Below are 17026 nucleotides of genomic sequence, written 5' to 3'. Positions count from 1 at the left end.
GTCTGTTCCTCTTGTTGTCTGGTCACTGCCCAGCAGCCTGTTTGCGCTCCAGCACCTCTTTAGGGGTCAACATATCGCCACTTTTGTTGCCCCAAGCGTTGCGCTCGTAAGTGATCACGGCGGCAATATCGACCTCAGAAAGCTGCTTGCCAAAAGCGGCCATTGCCGTGCCCGGCTTGCCATGAAAAACCACGTCAAAGTGCGCATCAAGCGAACCGCTAATAATGGGCGAGCCTTTAAGCGCCGGAAACAGCGGTGGCATCCCCTGGCCTTCACTCTGGTGACAGGCGGTGCAATAGGTGTGATAGACCTTGTCGCCACGCTCAACCAATTCTTCCAGCGTCCAGTCTTTGCTGGTCAATTCTTTAAGTTTGGCCGTTTCTTCCTTACGCTCTGCGAGCCAAGCGGCGTAGTCTTCAGCGGATTTCACCTCAACCACTACCGGCATAAAGCCGTGATCCTTACCACACAGTTCCGCGCACTGGCCGCGATACAGGCCGGGCTGCTCAATGCGTGTCCAAGCCTCATTGACAAAGCCCGGGATGGCGTCTTTTTTCACCGCCAGTGCCGGAACCCACCACGAATGAATAACATCCGCCGCCGTAATTAAAAAGCGCACCTTGGCACCAGCGGGCACTACGACAGGGTTGTCCACCTCCAGCAGATAGTGCTCATCTTTTGGCGCAAGATTTTTGATTTGTGCCGAAGGCGTAGCGAGATTGCTGAAAAATTCAACATCTTGCCCCAAGTATTTGTAATGCCACTTCCACTGATAGCCGGTGATTTGAATATCCACATCCGAATCACTGGTATCGTAAATATCAATCAGCGCCTTGGTCGCGGGGACGGCAATCACTATCAAAATAACAAAGGGAATCAGCGTCCACAGAATTTCAACCGCCGTGCTTTCGTGAAACTGCGCCGCTTTTTGCCCACTGGATTTGCGGTGCATCAACATCGACCAGAACATTGCACCGAAGACCAACAGACCAATCAGCGCGCAAATCCAGAAAATGGTCATATGCAGATTGAATACGGTATGGCTGACCGTAGTCACACCAGGTGACATATTGACCGTCCACTCAGCTCGCGCCGCTTCCGTGAACATCAATCCCGCAACCATCCCCATCCAGAGCGTTGGATGCCGCATGCCAATTCCTCTTATCGTTGTCTTCCCCACCAAACCGCCCATACGGAGCCGGTAGGCATCATCAGCTAATTAGGATGGCAGTATAGACAGCGCTTGGTATCTGGCAACTGTTTCTGAGATAACAGCCAGGGCAATCGCGCCATAACTCGCGGGCGTGCTGTCATGGCGGTGTTATGGCGGCAGATTGCACCGGCTTGACCTTCCCATGATGGGAGGCTTTAACCTGTGGGGAATCACACATCCACGCGGCACCAGGAGCCTCTCATGCACACCGCCACGAACGTTCAAATCCCGCCAAACACGGCGACGATCGATTTGCCGATTGAGGGCATGAGCTGCGCTTCCTGCGCGGGCCGGGTCGAGCGTGCCCTGAAAGCCATCCCTGGCGTAGCCGAGGCGGTGGTGAATCTGGCCACCGAGCGTGCGAGCGTGCGCGGCACGGCAGGCGTGCAGGCATTGATTGCGGCGGTGGAGAAAGCCGGATACGAGGCGCGCGCCCCTGAAACCGCTGTAGCGCTTGGCGATGACGTCGCCTTGGCGAAAAAAGAGGCGGAGCGTGCAGAACTGCGGCGGGCGCTGATGATGGTCGCCGTGCTGGCCTTGCCCGTGTTTGTGCTCGAAATGAGTGCACACCTGATTCCCGCCATGCACCACTGGGTCGTGCAAACGCTGGGGACGCAGACGAGTTGGCAGATACAGTTCGCGCTGACCACGCTGGTCTTGCTCGGTCCCGGTCGGCGCTTCTACGTCAAAGGGTTTCCGGCCTTGTTGCGTTTGGCTCCGGACATGAACTCGCTGGTCGCCGTCGGGACCTTGTCGGCCTATGCGTATTCGGTTGTCGCAACCTTCCTGCCCGGCCTGCTGCCCGCTGGCACGGTCAATGTCTATTTCGAAACGGCGGCGATGATTGTCGCGCTGATTCTGCTGGGAAACTTTCTGGAAGCGCGCGCCAAGGGGCGCACGTCGCAGGCCATCGGTCGTCTGGTGGGACTGCAAGCCAAGGTGGCACACGTGCGGCGCGAGGGACGCATCCTGGATATTCCAATTGCCGAAGTCATGACGGGCGATGTGGTCGAGGTGCGTCCCGGCGAGCGCCTGCCGGTGGACGGTGCAGTGCTTGACGGGCAAAGCTACGTCGATGAATCCATGATTACGGGCGAGCCTGTCCCCGTGGAAAAATCCGCAGGCAGTACCGTGGTGGGGGGGACGGTCAACCAAACGGGCGCGTTGAGCGTGCGTGCGACCGCCGTCGGCAGCCAGACCGTGCTGGCACAAATCGTCCGCTTGGTCGAACAGGCACAAGGTGCCAAGCTGCCCATCCAGGCCCTGGTGGACAAAGTGACGCGGTGGTTTGTGCCCGCCGTCATCGCTGCGGCGCTGCTGACCGTTCTGGTCTGGCTGCTGTTTGGCCCCGCGCCCGCGCTTACCTTCGCCTTGGTCAACGCGGTGGCGGTGCTGATCATTGCCTGCCCGTGTGCGATGGGCTTGGCAACGCCTGTGGCGATTATGGTGGGTACCGGACGCGGCGCAGAACTGGGCATCCTGTTTCGCAAGGGCGAAGCCTTGCAGTTGCTCAAAGATGCCAAGATCGTGGCGGTGGACAAGACCGGCACCTTGACCGAGGGACGCCCGGCATTGACCGATATGGACGTGGCAGACGGGTTCGAGCGCACGCACGTACTGGCGCAGATTGCCGCGGTGGAAGCGCGCTCCGAGCATCCGATTGCCCGCGCCATCGTTGACGCCGCCGGGCAGGAAGGCATCGTTCTGCCTGAACCGGCCAGGTTTGAATCCATCACCGGCATGGGCGTGCGCGCCGTCGTGGACGGGCAGCGTGTGGACGTCGGCGCAGACCGTTACATGCGCTCGCTCGGTCTGGACGTGGGCATCTTTGCACAGACGGCCGAGCGCCTGGGCAGCGAAGGCAAGTCACCGCTTTACGCCGCCATTGAGGGGCGTCTGGCGGCCATTGTTGCCGTAGCCGACCCCATCAAGCCCACGACACCCGCTGCCATTGCCGCGCTGCACGGACTGGGGCTCAAAGTGGCCATGATTACCGGCGACAATGCACGCACGGCGCGCGCCATCGCCACGCGGCTGGGCATCGACGAAGTCGTGGCCGAAGTCCTGCCCGAAGGCAAAATGCAAACGATCCGGCGGCTCAAGGCCGAACACGGCTGCCTGGCCTTTGTGGGCGACGGGATTAACGATGCCCCGGCACTGGCCGAAGCCGATGTGGGGATGGCAATAGGCACCGGCACGGATGTGGCGATGGAAGCCGCTGACGTGGTGCTGATGTCGGGTAATTTGCAAGGCGTGCCGAGCGCCATCGCCTTATCCAAAGCCACCCTCGGCAATATTCGCCAAAACCTGTTCTGGGCGTTTGCTTACAACGTGGCGCTGATTCCGGTGGCGGCGGGTGTGCTTTATCCTGTCTGGGGTATTTTGCTCTCGCCCATCTTGGCGGCAGGTGCGATGGCCTTGTCCGACGTGTTTGTCATTGGCAATGCCTTGCGACTGCGAGGGTTTCAGCCGCCCTTGGCAACTGAGGCACAGGCCACGTAACGCGGGAGGAAACAAACGATGAATATCGGTCAAGCCGCCAAGGCCTCCGGCGTTTCAGTCAAGATGATTCGCTATTACGAATCGGTTGGCTTGCTGCCCAAGGTGACACGCACGCCATCCGGTTACCGGGATTACGACGCGCCTGACATCCACATACTGCGCTTCATCCGGCGCGCCCGCGAACTGGGGTTTGCGCTCGCACAAATCCACGACTTGCTCGACTTGTGGCGCGACCGCTCGCGCAAGAGCGCCGACGTCAAGCGCGTAGCGCAGCAGCACATGCTGGATTTACAGCGCCGTATCGACGCATTGCAACAGATGAGCGACACCTTGCAAACGCTGGTGACCTGCTGCGCGGGCGACGACCGGCCAGATTGCCCGATTCTGGCTGGCCTGGAAGACCCTGAAAGCACCACGGTGATGGCGCACATACGGCCAGGGGCATGACGTTGAACCGAGAGATTTTGCGGACCTTCCTTCGCAAGACCTAAAATGCCGCCGTCACCGATAAATCACCAAGGAATACGGCAATGAGCACATGGCGACTGGCGCAGGTCGATCAAATCTTGCATTGGGCCGAGCACGGCCAATTGAATGTGCAGCAGGTGGCGCGGCTGGAAGCGCTGGAGCCGTTGCAGCCGTCGCGGGCGGCTTGGCTGGCGGCGGGCACGCGGTTTTGTACGCTGGCCGGGGCACTGTTGCTGGCCGCCGCCGTGGTGTTCTTTTTTGCCTACAACTGGGACGGCATGCACCGCTTTGCCAAGCTCGCGCTGGCGACGGGGGCGTTGGCGGCGTGCGGGCTGATGGCGCTGGCGAGCCGACCGGCGGGGCTCGCGTGGCAGGCGGCGCTCTTTGGCGCGGCGCTGTGCACGGGAGCGTTGCTGGCGCTGATCGGGCAGATCTATCAGACCGGCGCAGACATCTGGGAGCTGTTTGCCGCCTGGGCGGTGCTGATGCTGCCGTTTGTGCTGCTGGCGCGCAGCTGGCCGACCTGGCTCTTGTGTCTGCTCGCGAGCAATCTGTGTGTCACGCGCATGATGGTGCCGGACGGCGGGCTGTGGCAGTTCGGCGTGCAGGACGAGGCGGTGAAACTGGCGCTGTGGCTCGCGCTCAATACCCTGTGGTGGCTGGCGGCCTGGCGCGGCGGGCGCTGGATGCTCAATGCGAGCACACCGGGTCGCCATCTGGAGCGTATCAGTGCAGCGCTGGCGTTGACGGCGTTGACAGTGGGTGCGGTGCTCGGCGTGTGGGAAACCCATTTTGTCGTGTACGTGCCGCTCTTTATCGCGGTGGCGGGCGCGGGGTTTTGGTATTACCGCCACCAGCGTCTGGACATCGTGATGCTGGGAAGTTTGTGCGTCGCCAGCGTGGTCGTGGCGACCAGCGTGTTGCTGCGCATTCTAGGCGACGACTGGAGGGCTTTGTCGTTTATCCTGTTTGTGACGGCGGCGTTCGTGCTGGGGGCGACCGGATATCTGGCGGTATGGCTCAAAAATCTGATCCGCCAGCAACACCAGCGGGACATGGCAGCGACTGACCCGCGCAATGCTGATGAGGTCATCGACGCCAAGCTGGTGCCACGCATCACTACCCGCATCAATGTCGTGCCCCATTTGCTGGCTACCTTCAGAGCGCACGATATCGCCGATGAGGCCCAGTGCCAGCGGCTGGCCAATCTGGCCCCGGGCGCGGCCTGGCTGACTGCCTTGCAGGCGTTGGCCGCCTGGCTGGCGGCACTCTTGTTGACAGGCGCGTTTTTTGTGCTGGATGGGCCGTTGCTCTTTTTTGCCGTCGTCCTTATCGCCGTCGGGATGGCGCTTTTTTGGCGGCAGCGGGATTCCGCCTTTATGAACCAACTGGCGCTGGGCCTGTCGATGGCCGGGCAGCTATTGCTGGCGTTCGTGTGGGCGGACGAATCGCGCGATGCCCACCTTTTTGCCAGCGCAGTGCTGGCGCTGGCCTTGACGATACCGCGCACGAGCCTGCTGCACCGGTCGCTGTGCATGGCGATGGCGGTGGGTTGCGGCTTGTACAGCGTACCGGATCGTTATTTTCTTGATTGGGCGGGCTGGCTGGGCGTGGTGTTTGTGGCGCTGGCAACGGCGCTATGGCTGGCGCGTCGGCATTGGGTGGTATGCCCGCAGGCCGGTTATGTGGCGGCGCTGGCGCATAGTGCAAGCTTCATCGGCTTGGCGATTTTCTTGCTAGCTCAGCATTACGTCGGCGACCTTTTTTATGACGGCAAGCTGACACATTACGGCTTTTATCAATGGGCCGCACCGCTCGTCTGGCTGGCGAGCGCAGGCTGGTTGCTGCGCGCTCTGCCGAGACGCGAACAAATCGTGCTGGCGGCGGCTGCCGTGGTGGTGGGCGCGTTGGGTTACGGCGCACCCGCGATGCTCTCGTGCCTGACCCTGACGCTGGCGACGTTTTACGCTTGCCAGCGCGACTGGCTGGTGAGGTCGGTGGCAGGCGCGTGGGTGTTTTTGGGCCTTTTTTATTACAGCCTGACGCAGACGCTGCTGATCAAATCCGCCACGCTGGCGGCGGCGGGTGTGGCGCTGCTGGCGCTGGCCTGGTTGATTCGGTATCGCTTGGGAGAACCATCAGGGGAACCATCAGGAGAACAGGCATGATGACGCGTCGTCATTTGAATGCAGTGTTATTGCTGGCCTTATTGCTGGTCATCGGCGTGGCCTGGTGGTCGGTTGCAGGCATGGAGCGCACCTTGCGCGACGGCCGCCCGGTGCTGGTGGAACTGGCCCCGGTCGATCCCCGCTCGCTCATGCAGGGTGACTACATGGCGCTCAGTTTTGCCATCGACGACCGCTTGCCGCTCGGCGCCGCCGGGCGGCTGCCGAGCTATGCCTACGTAAATCTGGACGAAGAAAACCGCGCCAGCTTTGCATCCGTGGGCAACACGCTGCCCGCGCCCGCCGGGCAAATCGCGCTGAAAACACGGCTACGCGACAGGCGCATCAGCATCGGCCCCAACGCATTTTTTTTCCAGGAAGGCCAAGGCGCGGTCTACGCACGCGCCCGGTGGGGCGAGTTGCGCGTGGACGATAGCGGCCGGGCGCTGCTGGCGGCACTGCGTGACGAGAATTTGCAGCTATTGGGCGAGCAGCGCCGGTGAGCGGTCTCTATCAAAGCACATGCAGATGACGGCGGTTTATCCGGGGCGATAAGCGTCTCAACCTCAGCCTTCGCCGCTAAACCCCAAGTGATTCAGCCTGTTTGCCGTTCGCTTCCAGTTTATCCAGCGCTTCTGCGTGTTCCTGCCCCCAGCGGTAGAGCATTTCCACCGCTCCGGCAAAGGTTCTCCCCAGTGCGGTCAGTTCGTACTCGACTTTGGGCGGAACCACGGTATAGACGTGCCGCGCCAGCAGGCCGCGCATTTCCATATCGCGCAGCGTTTGCACCAGCATTTTTTTGGAAATGCCCGGCAGCGCCCGCTGCAACTGGCCGGTACGGCAGCGTCCACCCGGCCAGCGGTCGAGCGCGTGCAGCACCATGCTGACCCATTTGACGGCAAACAGTTCCATCACCCGACGCGGGGCGCAGTCGGCTTCAAACACCAAGCGCTCATCAAGCTTGTTCGACATTTTATGGTTCCCTATAGGTTCCTATGTTACCTTATGGTAACTACTTTCCAAATAATATCAAGGCCACTATATTCCCCTTTATCCATATTTATACCTATGAAGGGGTCTGTCATGCCTGCTGCCATTTGGGCACTTGCCATCGCCGCGTTTGGAATCGGGACGACCGAGTTCGTGATTTCCGGCCTACTGCCTGGTATCGCCGCCGAGTTCGCCATTTCCATCCCCACTGCCGGATATACCGCCACCAGTTACGCGCTGGGCGTGTTCGTCGGCGCGCCGCTGTTGGTGGTGCTGGGGCTGCGCCTGCCGCAAAAAGCCATGCTGATGGGGCTACTGGGCTTTTTTATCGCGGGCAACCTGCTCACCGCGCTGGCACCGGGCTTTGCCTGGGTGCTGGCTGGGCGTGTGCTGACCTCACTCACGCACGGCGCATTTTTCGGCATCGGCTCGATTCTGGCCGCCGACATGGTCGCCCCGAACCGCCGCACCACCGCCATTGCCTTGATGTTCAGCGGCCTGACACTGGCCAATCTGCTCGGCGTTCCCGGCGGCACCTGGCTGGGGCAGGCGCTGTCGTGGCGGGCGACGTTTTTTGCCATTACCGTGATCGGCGTGTTGGCACTGGCGGCAGTGGCCTTGTGGGTTCCCAAGGGAAAATCGCATGAAGTCCCCAATTTGCGCCGGGAACTGGCGGCCTTTGCCGATGCACAGGTGTTGTTGGCGATGGGCATTACCATCTTCGGCCCGGCGGCGTTTTTCACCGCCATTACCTATATCGCACCGATGATGACGGAGCTAGCGGGTTACTCCGATCACGGCGTGAGCGGCATCCTGTTGCTATTCGGACTGGGGCTGTTTATCGGCAATTTGCTCGGCGGCAAACTGGCTGACCGCGCCTTGATGCCGCTGCTGTACATCACCTTGGCCGGACAGGCGTTGGTATTGTTTGTATTTTTCTTCGTCGTGGAAAGCCGTCTGGCATCGGCCTTGTGCGTGCTGTTCATGGCCGGTTTCGGCTTTGCCACCGTCGCGCCGATTCAGCGGCTGGTGCTGGATAAAGCACGCGCTGCCGGAGCATCCAGCAACCTGATTGCCTCGTTCAATATTGGCCTGTTCAACCTGGGAAATGCGATTGGCGCTTGGCTGGGCGGCTTTGTGATTGCACAAGGCTTTGGCTACGCCGCACCGAATTGGGCGGGTGGCATATTGTCTGCGCTGGCGTTGGGATTGGCGCTGTTGTCTGGCTGGGCCTCGGCGGCGCAGGCAAGCCGACGCGCCGGGGCGGATATTTGCCGCGCAGCTTGAGCAAGGCTTGGCGATGGAACTGCGCCACCTTCCCAAGCGATAGTTGGGTCATCAGCCGTAGGCCTGAGCCAAGTCAAAGCGTGACGGCAATGATCTCAGCGAAATACCGCAACCAGAGAGATTTTGCAGACCTTCTTTTGCAGACCTTCCTTTGCAAGTTCTAAGGAAAGCCGTAGCTCAGCGTATTACGCCTGAAATGTTACAAGCACACATTTTGAGCGATGGCCCATTGCAAGTTAACGAGTTTAATTACCACAATGCCTGTTTATTACGTGATGCTGAACCGTGGGGGCAAGGCTTTGCCGAGCCGTTATTTGACGGCGCAGATCAACTCACCTGTGATTATGAACGCATTGCCTATCGCTTGATGCCGGATGAATGGCGCGGCAATCAGGCCGTTCAATTAATGATTGAATACCGTTGCGCTGCCTAGCGTGACTTAACGTTAAGGAGAAAATAATGCTTGGTTGGTGGATTGTGATTTCAACCTTAAGTCCAGAAGAAATGGATATCCCGAGGGATAACACAGCGACTTTGGCCCACTGGGAAGTGAGTATAGGCGGCATTGATTGGCTGGACCAGTTAACCCGTCAAGGCAAAGCGCAGCAATTAAGAAAAGACGGCTATCCCAGTCGTTGGCAGGCGCGCGCTGAAGTCATTTTGCCTTTGCTTGAAAAAGGGAAGCTTTATGTAGAATACAGTAACCCGGAACCGCCAATATCGAGTATGGATGAGGGTGAAGAATATGTACGACCCAAGCGCGTGCATTGGTTCGATGAGATAACGCAATACCCAGATCGTATCGCTGCCTGTAATAGTGAACAAATGCTAACCATTGATGTCTGGGATTTATCCTGATGGGGTCATCTGGGTTTTTTAGTGCCAATAGAAAGGCCTGTATTCATCATCACTAAAGCGGTGTGACAAGGCTGTACTTAGCAGCCCATAATGCCTGCGCTTGAACATATCGCATTGCACTGGCTTGCCTTGTGCAGATAGTTTGAGCCGCTTGTTTCCTATCTTTTCACTCATAGCCTTATTGCCAATGAGCTTGCATCCCGAAATTCACCGGATCACCCAACGCATCGTTGCGCGTAGCGCACCGTCACGCCGGGAATCTCTCTGGCGCTTCGGGATGCTGGCTTTCGGTTCAACACCGTTCATGTGGAACCACGCACAGCCGTATTTATGGGCTAAAAAGTCGCGGATACAGGTGGATTTTTAGTGGATGTCGCTGAAATGAAAAAAGAGCCTTTCGGCTCTTTTCAACGACTTATATCGTCAATATAAGTCTTTAGATCATCAATTGGAGCGGAAAACGAGGCTCGAACTCGCGACCTCAACCTTGGCAAGGTTGCGCTCTACCAACTGAGCTATTTCCGCTTATATGGCGTCCCCTAGGGGACTCGAACCCCTGTTACCGCCGTGAAAGGGCGGTGTCCTAGGCCACTAGACGAAGGGGACGCAGCCTTGGAACTTAACAGCCTTTGCGGCTCAACCTGTTGGCTGGCTGCGAAGTGGTGCGTATTCTAGGGAAGCCGAATAACTGCGTCAAGCCTTGTCGCCTAATATTTATGGCTGTTTGCTAAATTCATCGCTGTCTCTGTTCCACTGCGGAAACTCCAGAATTTGTGGCGCGGGGTAGTCCAGGCCCAAAATGGCGACTATCTTGCCTTCACTGTTATGGATGGGGGCAAAGGCAGACCAGACCGGCTTAAGCCCTGCTTCATCGTCATTCCAGGCGGAAGGCGCGGGCGTGGGTGTGCCGGCCAGTGCGGCGATAAATTGGCTTTCGGTTTCGTAGGGATTAAGCCAGTCATCGGGTTCGACTGAGCCGTCTACGGTGATTTCAAAGTGGTCGTCGCCCGGATCTTGGTCAATCAGGCAATAGACGTAGTAAGCGCCGGATTCTTCACGAAAACCGTCCAGCACGAGTTTTAGTTGTTGGTAGAGCGGCGAATCGCTGCCTTCGCCGGAGGCCATCAGCTCGGTGTGGCGGTCGCCAAAAAAGCCGTCCAGTTGCTTTGCGTAGTGTGCGGCCATATCGGTGACTTTTTGCTTGACCGCCTGTACGGCGGGCGGGGGTTCGCTGGCGGCGGAGAACAGGCTGGCGGCGAGCAGTGTCAGTCCCAGCAGGATTTGCTTGAGCGGGTTCATGGGAGGTACCTTTTTTGTTTGGGTTGAAAGACAAACACACACTCTAGCCACCAGCCCGAAGAAAGCAATGGGCTTATACTGCAAACCGCTCGTATTGCCACAAATCCATCAACAGCCGACAAGCCCATCTGCGCCGAGACCGCCATGCCTTTTCCGGTGACTGAAATCAGTTGTGATGTGCAGCAGCAGGAAAAACTGCTGCGTGCTTGGCAGCAGCAATATAGCCAGCTTTCCGGCGGATGCTTTGCCGGTTCGGTCAGCAGTTTGACGCTGCCGGGGTTGAAACTGTTTCGTGAAAGCATGAGCCGCGCCGTGTTTCAGGCCGGTGCGCTGCCTTCATCTAAGCTCGCGTTTGGCGTGCCGCTCAAAGGGCGCGGGCGCAGCCTGCTTTGTGGCGAGACGGCCGGGCATGATTTGCTGCTGTTTTCCGGCTCGATGGGCTTTGAGTTTCTCTCGCCGGATGACTTTGAGTTTTATGGGGTGGAGATTGACTGTACGGCACTTAGCGATAGCCGCGCCGCGCGGCTCGCGGATACTTTGCAGCAGTCGTTGCACCATCACGCCCGTGGCAAGCGGGTAATCGGCTTATCGCCTGCGGCTTTTAGCCGGTTAAGCCAGTGGCTGCGTTTGGCTTTGGCAGTGTCGGCGGTTGAAAAAAGCGCCGCCAACAGCCGCGTGATGCTGGGGCAGTTGCTGGATATGCTGGGCAATACCGAGCAGACGGAAGATAAATCGGCCAAGCGTGCTTATTGGCAGGCGGTTTCGGCTATTCGCCGGTGGATTTGTCATGCTGCGAGTGGTGATGAAGCGTTTGACTGCCCACTGTCGGTCGCTGAACTTTCGCTACGCCTTGGCGTATCGAGGCGTACGCTGCAAACGGCCTGTAAGGAGATAACCGGACTTTCGCCGCTGCAATACCTGCGCTGTCTGCGCTTGGGTCAAGTTCGCCGCCTGCTGCTTTCGGCCGCCTGTCCGGTGACGGAGGCGGCGACCCGTTTGGGCTTTTGGCATTTGTCCTGGTTTGCCCGCGATTACTGTGCGTTGTTTGGCGAGTTGCCGTCAGCCACTTTGGCGCGGGTTAAGGCAAACAGATCGACCTTCCCCCAGTAATGTGCGGCGCGACATAAAGAGTCCTAAATGATCTCGAAGTAGCGCTCCAGCTCCCAATCCGACACGGCGGCGCGGTGCGCGGCGACTTCCGCCTCGCGGCTTTTGGCAAAGTGTTCGACAAAGGCATCGCCCAGCCAGCGTCGCGCCATCTCTGAGCCGCGTAGTCGTGCTGCCGCCTCTTCCAGCGAGCGCGGGAATAACCGCTCTGCCTGCAAAGTATCGGCATAGCCGTTACCCGCGAGTGGTTCGGGCGGTTCGATCTGCTCTTCGATACCGGCAAGACCGGCGGCATGCGCGGCGGCCAGCACCAGATAAGGGTTGGCATCGGCGGCGGGCGGGCGCACTTCCACCCGTTTGGATTTGCCGCTATCGCCCAGCACACGCAGTGCGCAGGTGCGGTTGTCGATACCCCAATTGGCGCCGGTCGGTGCCCAAAAACCCGGGGCAAGGCGAGTAAATGAATTGATAGTCGGCGCATAGAGCGCCATCAGTTCCGGCATATAGCGCAGCAATCCGCCGATATAGTGGCGGGCGGTTTGCGTTAGGCCGTCTTGTGCACTTTTATCAAAAAAGGCGCAGTGCTCGCCCTGCCACAGCGAAATATGGGTATGCCCGCCGCAGCCGGACATGCCGCTAATGGGTTTGGCCATAAAACAAAGGCTTAAGCCCTGCTGCTGTCCCCAAGCCTTGGCGAAGGTTTTGTAGATAACCGCGCGGTCGGCGGCCTGCAAGCCTGCTGCCGGGGTTAGCGCAAATTCCATTGCGCCGGGGAAGGCTTCCGGGTGCAGTGCTTCCAGCGGTGTGCCCAATTGTTCGGCCAGCAAAAGCATACCGCTGAAAAAATTCTCATGGGTGGCGGTGCGCAAAATCGAGTAGCAACTGCCGGACGGCGAAAACGGCGTGAGATTGCGAAAGCCTTTGGCTTTGGCACTTTCGGGGGTTTCTCGAAAGACATAGAACTCGTACTCAAAACCGGCTTTTAGCTGAAAGCCCATTGCTTCACCACGAGCGAGCACCCGTGCGGCCAGTCGTCTTGGGCAAAGTGCTGCGCCTTTACCGTCTGCGTATTCCATCAGATAAAAGCGCCGCCCGTTGGCCAGGCGGGTGCCATCCCCCTCAGCAATGCGCAGCGGGTCATCGGGGAAGCCGTTAAACCAGCCGCTGTGGGCGTTGTCGTAGAGTTCATCGCGCATATCCCAGCCCAGCACGGCAGAGCAGAACGTGCCAGTGCTTTTTTGCCAGCTTTGGAATTTTTCGCGGCTTACATATTTGCCGCGCAGCAGGCCGTCCAAATCGACGTAGCCGAGCAGGATAAAGTCGTCGTTTTCTTGCGCCATCAATGTTCTCCTGTTTTTCTTCTCGCGCAGCCCTCTCGCGCAAGCGGCGAGGGGAGTGAAAGGGGGCCTTCGGTTAATTTATGCGCCGCCTAAATACGCTCGGGCGACTTCGGGGTTTTGTTTCAGTTCGCTGCCGGTATCCTGTAAAACACATTGGCCGACTGCCAGCACGTAGCCGTAATCGGCGAGCGCCAACGCCATATGGGCGTTTTGCTCAATCAGCAAGATGGCAAGGCCGCTCGCTTTAAGCTGGCCTATCAATTCGGCGATTTCATCCATTAACTTGGGCGATAGACCTAAGGACGGTTCATCGAGCAGCAAGAGTTTGGGTCGCGCCATCAGTGCGCGGCCAATGGCGACCATTTGCTGCTGTCCGCCGGAGAGCTTGCCCGCTGCCTGATGTTGTTTTTCGCGCAGGATGGGAAAGCGCTCAAACACCGCTTCCATGTCTTGCTGGATTTGCGCACGCGGCTGTAGGTAAGCGCCCAGGCCAAGGTTTTCGCGCACGGTCATTAGTTTGAATAAACGGCGACCCTCCGGCACCTGGACAATGCCGAGCTTTACGATGTGCTGCGGCGTTTTGCCGTCGATACGCAGCCCTTGATAATGGATTTGCCCGCCGCTGGGTTTTTGCAGCCCGCAGATGCTGCGCAAAATGCTGCTTTTGCCCGCGCCGTTGGCACCAATCAGGCAGACCGTTTGCCCTTGCCCAACGTGCAGGGAAACCCCGCGCACTGCCTCGACCTTGTCGTAGTGCACGGACAGGTTTTGCAGTTCAAGCAGCATCGCTGGCCTCCTGTCCGGCAGAACCCAGATAGGCGCGGCGCACCTGGGCATTGGCGCGGACGTCTTGCGGCGTGCCTTGGGCGATACACTGGCCGAAACTTAAAACGGTAATGCGCTCGCACAAGTCCATCACCACTTGCATATTGTGTTCAATCAGCATCAGCGTAATCCCGCTTTGGCGAATACGACGAACTAAATCAATCATTTGCCGCGCTTCAGCGCTGTTCATTCCGGCACAAGGCTCATCGAGCAATAAAAGGCGCGGGGCTGCTGCAAGCGCGATACCAATGCCAAGCATTTTCTGATGGCCGTGTGGCAGGGTTTGTGCGCTTTGTTCGGCGATTTGGGAAAGACCGATAAACTCCAGAATCTCCAGCGCTTTATCCCGATTGGCCGCTTCGCGCTCGCTTTGTTTTTTGCCACGCCAGAGGCTCGCCAAATAGCGGTGTCCGGCGGATAGGTGAAGCCCCACCATCAGGTTGCCCAGTACCGAAAACCCCTTAAACAAGGTGACGTGCTGAAAGGTACGAACCAGCCCCTTGGCTGCGATTTGGTGCGGTTTTAGCCCGCTGATTGGCTGCCCTTGCAGTAAAATTTCCCCGCCACAAAGCGGATAACGACCGGAACAAGCGTTAAAAAAGCTGGTTTTGCCCGCGCCGTTAGGGCCTATCAACCCGTGGATTTCACCGGATTTCACCGATAAATTGAGGCCGTCAATGGCAATAACGCCGCCAAAGCGCATGCAAAGCCCTTTGGCTTGAAGCAGGCAATCACTCATACGCCTTTTCCCTTAAACAGTTTGCGCAGCCTGCCGGGCAGGCTTTCCAGACCGCCCGGCAGCAGCAACACAGAGGCAATCAGCACAACGCCAAAAATCAGCGTGCGCAGATAGCCGGTTGCGCGTAACAGTTCATCGGCAATGGTCAGCACTATCGCGCCAGCGACCGGCCCGCCCAAGGTGGACAATCCGCCGACAATCAAATGCACCAAGGCAAATTCGGATTTCCAGATGTCGAAGTTTTTCGGGCTGATATAGGTTTCGTAGTGCGCGTAGAGTGCGCCAATCATGCCGACCAAGGCGCAGGCAATGGCAAAGCAGATGACTTTATGCCGCGCTACGTTAATGCCTACATGGGCGGCGAGTAGTTCGTTCTCGTGAATCGCCCAATAAATCAAGCCGGTACGCGAGTGGTTAAGGCGGTAAATAATCCACAGGCAGAGCGTCACGGCGAGCAGCGCCAGATAGTAGTAAGCGGTACGGCTGGCAAAGTCGATCTGCCAAAAGCCCAAATCCAAAACCGGTGCTTTGATGTCAAACAGGCCGTTCCAGCCGCCGAAAAAGTCCTGAAAGTAAGCAAAGGTGCGTTTAATCACTTCACCAACCGCCCAGCTCGCCATAAAAAAGTACACGGCGCGGGTGCGCATTAAAGGCACGCCTATCAGCACCGCAAACAGGCCGCAAATCAGTACCGAAAGCCAGATGCCGTACCAGAGCGAAAGCCCCGTTTTGGTTAAAAGCAGCGCCGAGCAATAAGCGCCAATACCCATAAAACCGGCATGGGCGAAGGAAATCACACCCAGCGTCCAAATCAGCCAGAGGCTCGCTACCAGCGCGACGTTAAAGCAGATAGTGATGCCCACATGCAGCAGGTAGCGGTCAAAGCCTACGACCAGCGGCGCAATCAGCGCGGCCAGCAGCAAGGCCAGCCAAGCGAGTTTGCTGCTTCGGGTTTGTGCGCTAAGGGGGGATGTGTTCATCGGCGTTAATCCCAATGCTGGCCAAACAGGCCGGACGGGCGCAGCACCAGCACCAGGAAAATCACCACAAAACAGGCAATCAGCGCGACATCGCCGCTGATTTTGGTGGTCACTACGCTATCAATCATTCCCAGCAGCAACGCGCCAATCAGCGCACCGGGTATCGACCCCAGGCCGCCCATAATCACAATCATGAACGCCTTGATGGTCGCCAAAAAACCCATATTTGGCACAATCGACAGCATGCTGCCCATCAGGCCACCGGCAATCGCGGCAAGCATCGAACCCAGCCCAAAAGCCAGCCGGTGCATGCGTTGTGTTTTTACGCCGTAAAGTGCGGCGGTTTGTGCATCTTCTGCCACGGCTCGCAGCGCCAGCCCTTGGCGCGAAAAGCGCAGAAACAGCCAGAGTGCGCCAATCAATAGCAAGGAAACGGCGCAAATCAGCAGGCGCTCGTAAGAGATATAAGCGCCGCCAATCAGCGTGCCGCCAGTCACCGCCGATGGAATGCCTTTGGTGGTTGTGCCGAATATCAGTTGTCCGCCGCTGGCAAAAATCAGCACCAAACCTAAAGAGACGGCGAGCGAATAGAGCAGGTTTTTACCGGCCAGTGGGCGAAACAACGTGGCTTGCAGCAGCATGCCAAGGATAAAAATGGCCACGGCACTGACCATAACGCCCGGCCAATACGGCAAACCCAATGCGCCATGCCAGTAATACAAGCCAAACGCACCGAGCATATACATCTCGCCGTGGGCGTACTGGACAATGCGCATCACGCCAAAAATCAGCGTAAGGCCAATGGCAATCAAGGCGTACATCAAGCCAAGACTTAAGCCGGTAACGCCCATTTGCAGCCATTCACTCATGCGTTTTACTCCCCCGCCTACTCTCTCCCAGCCCTCGCCCGCTTGCCGGCAAGGGAAGCTTTAGTAGTTATCCGGCAACGCCGGAAAGCGCACGTCTTCGACTTTGGCAACACCCTTGTCGATGGTGGTGGTAAAGCAGTCGTACACGCCTTGCCGCGCTACGCCGAAGGATTTTTCTCCGGCAAAACGGGCGCGGCCTACGTAGCTGTCGGCAAGTTCCACCTGCCCCAAGGCTTCGGCGACCGCGCGCGTATCGGTGGCGGTACCGGCCATCTCCCAAGCGGCTTTGAGCGCCCAGAACCACCAAGAATAATTGCCCGCCAGCGCATTAAAGCTGCCAAAGCGCGTGGTAAAGCGCTGCTCTATAACCTTTTGCATGGGCGT

At 58.4% G+C, this 17026-nt stretch carries 17 protein-coding genes and 2 tRNA genes; 8 read left to right on the top strand and 11 right to left on the bottom strand.

What is annotated here, in order from left to right; all coding sequences use genetic code 11:
• Positions 1-22: 22 nt before the first annotated feature.
• On the bottom strand, positions 23-1150 hold the full coding sequence (coxB, locus tag AXE65_RS01185) for a cytochrome c oxidase subunit II (protein ID WP_239685014.1): 1128 nt from the start codon (positions 1148-1150) through the stop codon (positions 23-25).
• 264 nt (positions 1151-1414) lie between these two features.
• On the opposite strand from coxB, the gene AXE65_RS01180 reads away from it, so the two are divergent.
• From AXE65_RS01180 to AXE65_RS01165, 4 genes are all read left to right on the top strand, one after another.
• Positions 1415-3715 (top strand): heavy metal translocating P-type ATPase, encoded by a 2301-nt coding sequence (locus AXE65_RS01180; protein WP_068386855.1) that lies wholly within the window; start codon positions 1415-1417, stop codon positions 3713-3715.
• 18 nt (positions 3716-3733) lie between these two features.
• Positions 3734-4162, top strand: a complete 429-nt coding sequence (gene cueR / locus AXE65_RS01175; RefSeq protein ID WP_068386851.1) for a Cu(I)-responsive transcriptional regulator — start codon at positions 3734-3736, stop codon at positions 4160-4162.
• Positions 4163-4245: 83 nt separating this feature from the next.
• On the top strand, positions 4246-6351 hold the full coding sequence (locus AXE65_RS01170) for a DUF2157 domain-containing protein (RefSeq protein ID WP_068386848.1): 2106 nt from the start codon (positions 4246-4248) through the stop codon (positions 6349-6351).
• Positions 6348-6851 carry a GDYXXLXY domain-containing protein gene (locus AXE65_RS01165; RefSeq protein ID WP_204376492.1) on the top strand — a complete coding sequence of 168 codons (504 nt, stop codon included), beginning with the start codon at positions 6348-6350 and terminating at the stop codon, positions 6849-6851. Before AXE65_RS01170 ends, AXE65_RS01165 begins: the two co-directional genes overlap by 4 nt.
• Positions 6852-6927: 76 nt before the next feature.
• Here AXE65_RS01165 and AXE65_RS01160 read toward each other — a convergent pair whose 3' ends face one another.
• Positions 6928-7320 carry a winged helix-turn-helix transcriptional regulator gene (locus AXE65_RS01160; protein WP_068386845.1) on the bottom strand — a complete coding sequence of 131 codons (393 nt, stop codon included), beginning with the start codon at positions 7318-7320 and terminating at the stop codon, positions 6928-6930.
• Positions 7321-7431: 111 nt separating this feature from the next.
• Here AXE65_RS01160 and AXE65_RS01155 point away from each other — a divergent pair, with 111 nt between their 5' ends.
• The 3 genes from AXE65_RS01155 to AXE65_RS01145 all read left to right on the top strand — a co-directional run bounded on the left by AXE65_RS01155 (position 7432) and on the right by AXE65_RS01145 (position 9483).
• A complete protein-coding gene (locus AXE65_RS01155) occupies positions 7432-8625 on the top strand; it encodes an MFS transporter (RefSeq protein WP_068386842.1) in 1194 nt (397 codons plus the stop codon).
• Positions 8626-8839: 214 nt separating this feature from the next.
• On the top strand, positions 8840-9058 hold the full coding sequence (locus AXE65_RS01150) for a hypothetical protein (protein ID WP_153015353.1): 219 nt from the start codon (positions 8840-8842) through the stop codon (positions 9056-9058).
• 26 nt (positions 9059-9084) lie between these two features.
• On the top strand, positions 9085-9483 hold the full coding sequence (locus AXE65_RS01145) for a hypothetical protein (protein ID WP_068386836.1): 399 nt from the start codon (positions 9085-9087) through the stop codon (positions 9481-9483).
• 449 nt (positions 9484-9932) lie between these two features.
• Here the strand turns inward: AXE65_RS01145 and AXE65_RS01140 are convergent.
• From AXE65_RS01140 to AXE65_RS01130, 3 genes are all read right to left on the bottom strand, one after another.
• Positions 9933-10008: transfer RNA gene (locus AXE65_RS01140), tRNA-Gly, on the bottom strand.
• A gap of 5 nt (positions 10009-10013) precedes the next feature.
• Positions 10014-10089, bottom strand: a tRNA-Glu gene (locus AXE65_RS01135).
• Positions 10090-10197: 108 nt separating this feature from the next.
• A complete protein-coding gene (locus AXE65_RS01130) occupies positions 10198-10782 on the bottom strand; it encodes a cache domain-containing protein (protein ID WP_068386833.1) in 585 nt (194 codons plus the stop codon).
• Positions 10783-10926: 144 nt separating this feature from the next.
• On the opposite strand from AXE65_RS01130, the gene AXE65_RS01125 reads away from it, so the two are divergent.
• Complete coding sequence (locus AXE65_RS01125; protein WP_068386830.1) at positions 10927-11892, top strand: helix-turn-helix domain-containing protein; 966 nt, start codon at positions 10927-10929, stop codon at positions 11890-11892.
• 23 nt (positions 11893-11915) lie between these two features.
• Here AXE65_RS01125 and AXE65_RS01120 read toward each other — a convergent pair whose 3' ends face one another.
• The 6 genes from AXE65_RS01120 to AXE65_RS13700 form a co-directional block, all read right to left on the bottom strand.
• Positions 11916-13229: a glutamine synthetase family protein gene (locus tag AXE65_RS01120; RefSeq protein WP_068386827.1), complete on the bottom strand. Its 1314-nt coding sequence runs from the start codon at positions 13227-13229 to the stop codon at positions 11916-11918.
• Between the two features lie 78 nt (positions 13230-13307).
• Positions 13308-14015, bottom strand: coding sequence for an ABC transporter ATP-binding protein (locus tag AXE65_RS01115; RefSeq protein WP_204376491.1), 708 nt, complete (start codon positions 14013-14015; stop codon positions 13308-13310).
• Positions 14005-14793: an ABC transporter ATP-binding protein gene (locus AXE65_RS01110; RefSeq protein ID WP_068386824.1), complete on the bottom strand. Its 789-nt coding sequence runs from the start codon at positions 14791-14793 to the stop codon at positions 14005-14007. Before AXE65_RS01110 ends, AXE65_RS01115 begins: the two co-directional genes overlap by 11 nt.
• Positions 14790-15773: a branched-chain amino acid ABC transporter permease gene (locus tag AXE65_RS01105; RefSeq protein WP_068386821.1), complete on the bottom strand. Its 984-nt coding sequence runs from the start codon at positions 15771-15773 to the stop codon at positions 14790-14792. The genes AXE65_RS01110 and AXE65_RS01105 overlap by 4 nt, the downstream gene beginning before the upstream one ends.
• A 5-nt stretch (positions 15774-15778) precedes the next feature.
• Positions 15779-16642, bottom strand: a complete 864-nt coding sequence (locus AXE65_RS01100; protein ID WP_068386817.1) for a branched-chain amino acid ABC transporter permease — start codon at positions 16640-16642, stop codon at positions 15779-15781.
• A gap of 60 nt (positions 16643-16702) precedes the next feature.
• On the bottom strand, positions 16703-17026 hold a 324-nt coding region (locus AXE65_RS13700), incomplete at its 5' end, for a type 1 periplasmic-binding domain-containing protein (RefSeq protein ID WP_160330575.1).

It is taken from the genome of Ventosimonas gracilis (assembly GCF_001580025.1).
In the GTDB taxonomy this organism is placed as follows: domain Bacteria; phylum Pseudomonadota; class Gammaproteobacteria; order Pseudomonadales; family Pseudomonadaceae; genus Ventosimonas; species Ventosimonas gracilis.
Note: the sequence above shows the minus strand (reverse complement) of the source record. Positions and strands in the feature narration are given on the sequence as shown.

Coding starts and splice junctions, on each gene's coding strand:
- coxB (WP_239685014.1), bottom strand. CDS start 1,150: ATGCGGCATCCAACGCTCTGGATGGGGATGGTTGCGGGATTGATGTTC.
- AXE65_RS01180 (WP_068386855.1), top strand. CDS start 1,415: ATGCACACCGCCACGAACGTTCAAATCCCGCCAAACACGGCGACGATC.
- cueR (WP_068386851.1), top strand. CDS start 3,734: ATGAATATCGGTCAAGCCGCCAAGGCCTCCGGCGTTTCAGTCAAGATG.
- AXE65_RS01170 (WP_068386848.1), top strand. CDS start 4,246: ATGAGCACATGGCGACTGGCGCAGGTCGATCAAATCTTGCATTGGGCC.
- AXE65_RS01165 (WP_204376492.1), top strand. CDS start 6,348: ATGATGACGCGTCGTCATTTGAATGCAGTGTTATTGCTGGCCTTATTG.
- AXE65_RS01160 (WP_068386845.1), bottom strand. CDS start 7,320: ATGTCGAACAAGCTTGATGAGCGCTTGGTGTTTGAAGCCGACTGCGCC.
- AXE65_RS01155 (WP_068386842.1), top strand. CDS start 7,432: ATGCCTGCTGCCATTTGGGCACTTGCCATCGCCGCGTTTGGAATCGGG.
- AXE65_RS01145 (WP_068386836.1), top strand. CDS start 9,085: ATGCTTGGTTGGTGGATTGTGATTTCAACCTTAAGTCCAGAAGAAATG.
- AXE65_RS01130 (WP_068386833.1), bottom strand. CDS start 10,782: ATGAACCCGCTCAAGCAAATCCTGCTGGGACTGACACTGCTCGCCGCC.
- AXE65_RS01125 (WP_068386830.1), top strand. CDS start 10,927: ATGCCTTTTCCGGTGACTGAAATCAGTTGTGATGTGCAGCAGCAGGAA.
- AXE65_RS01120 (WP_068386827.1), bottom strand. CDS start 13,229: ATGGCGCAAGAAAACGACGACTTTATCCTGCTCGGCTACGTCGATTTG.
- AXE65_RS01115 (WP_204376491.1), bottom strand. CDS start 14,015: ATGCTGCTTGAACTGCAAAACCTGTCCGTGCACTACGACAAGGTCGAG.
- AXE65_RS01110 (WP_068386824.1), bottom strand. CDS start 14,793: ATGAGTGATTGCCTGCTTCAAGCCAAAGGGCTTTGCATGCGCTTTGGC.
- AXE65_RS01105 (WP_068386821.1), bottom strand. CDS start 15,773: ATGAACACATCCCCCCTTAGCGCACAAACCCGAAGCAGCAAACTCGCT.
- AXE65_RS01100 (WP_068386817.1), bottom strand. CDS start 16,642: ATGAGTGAATGGCTGCAAATGGGCGTTACCGGCTTAAGTCTTGGCTTG.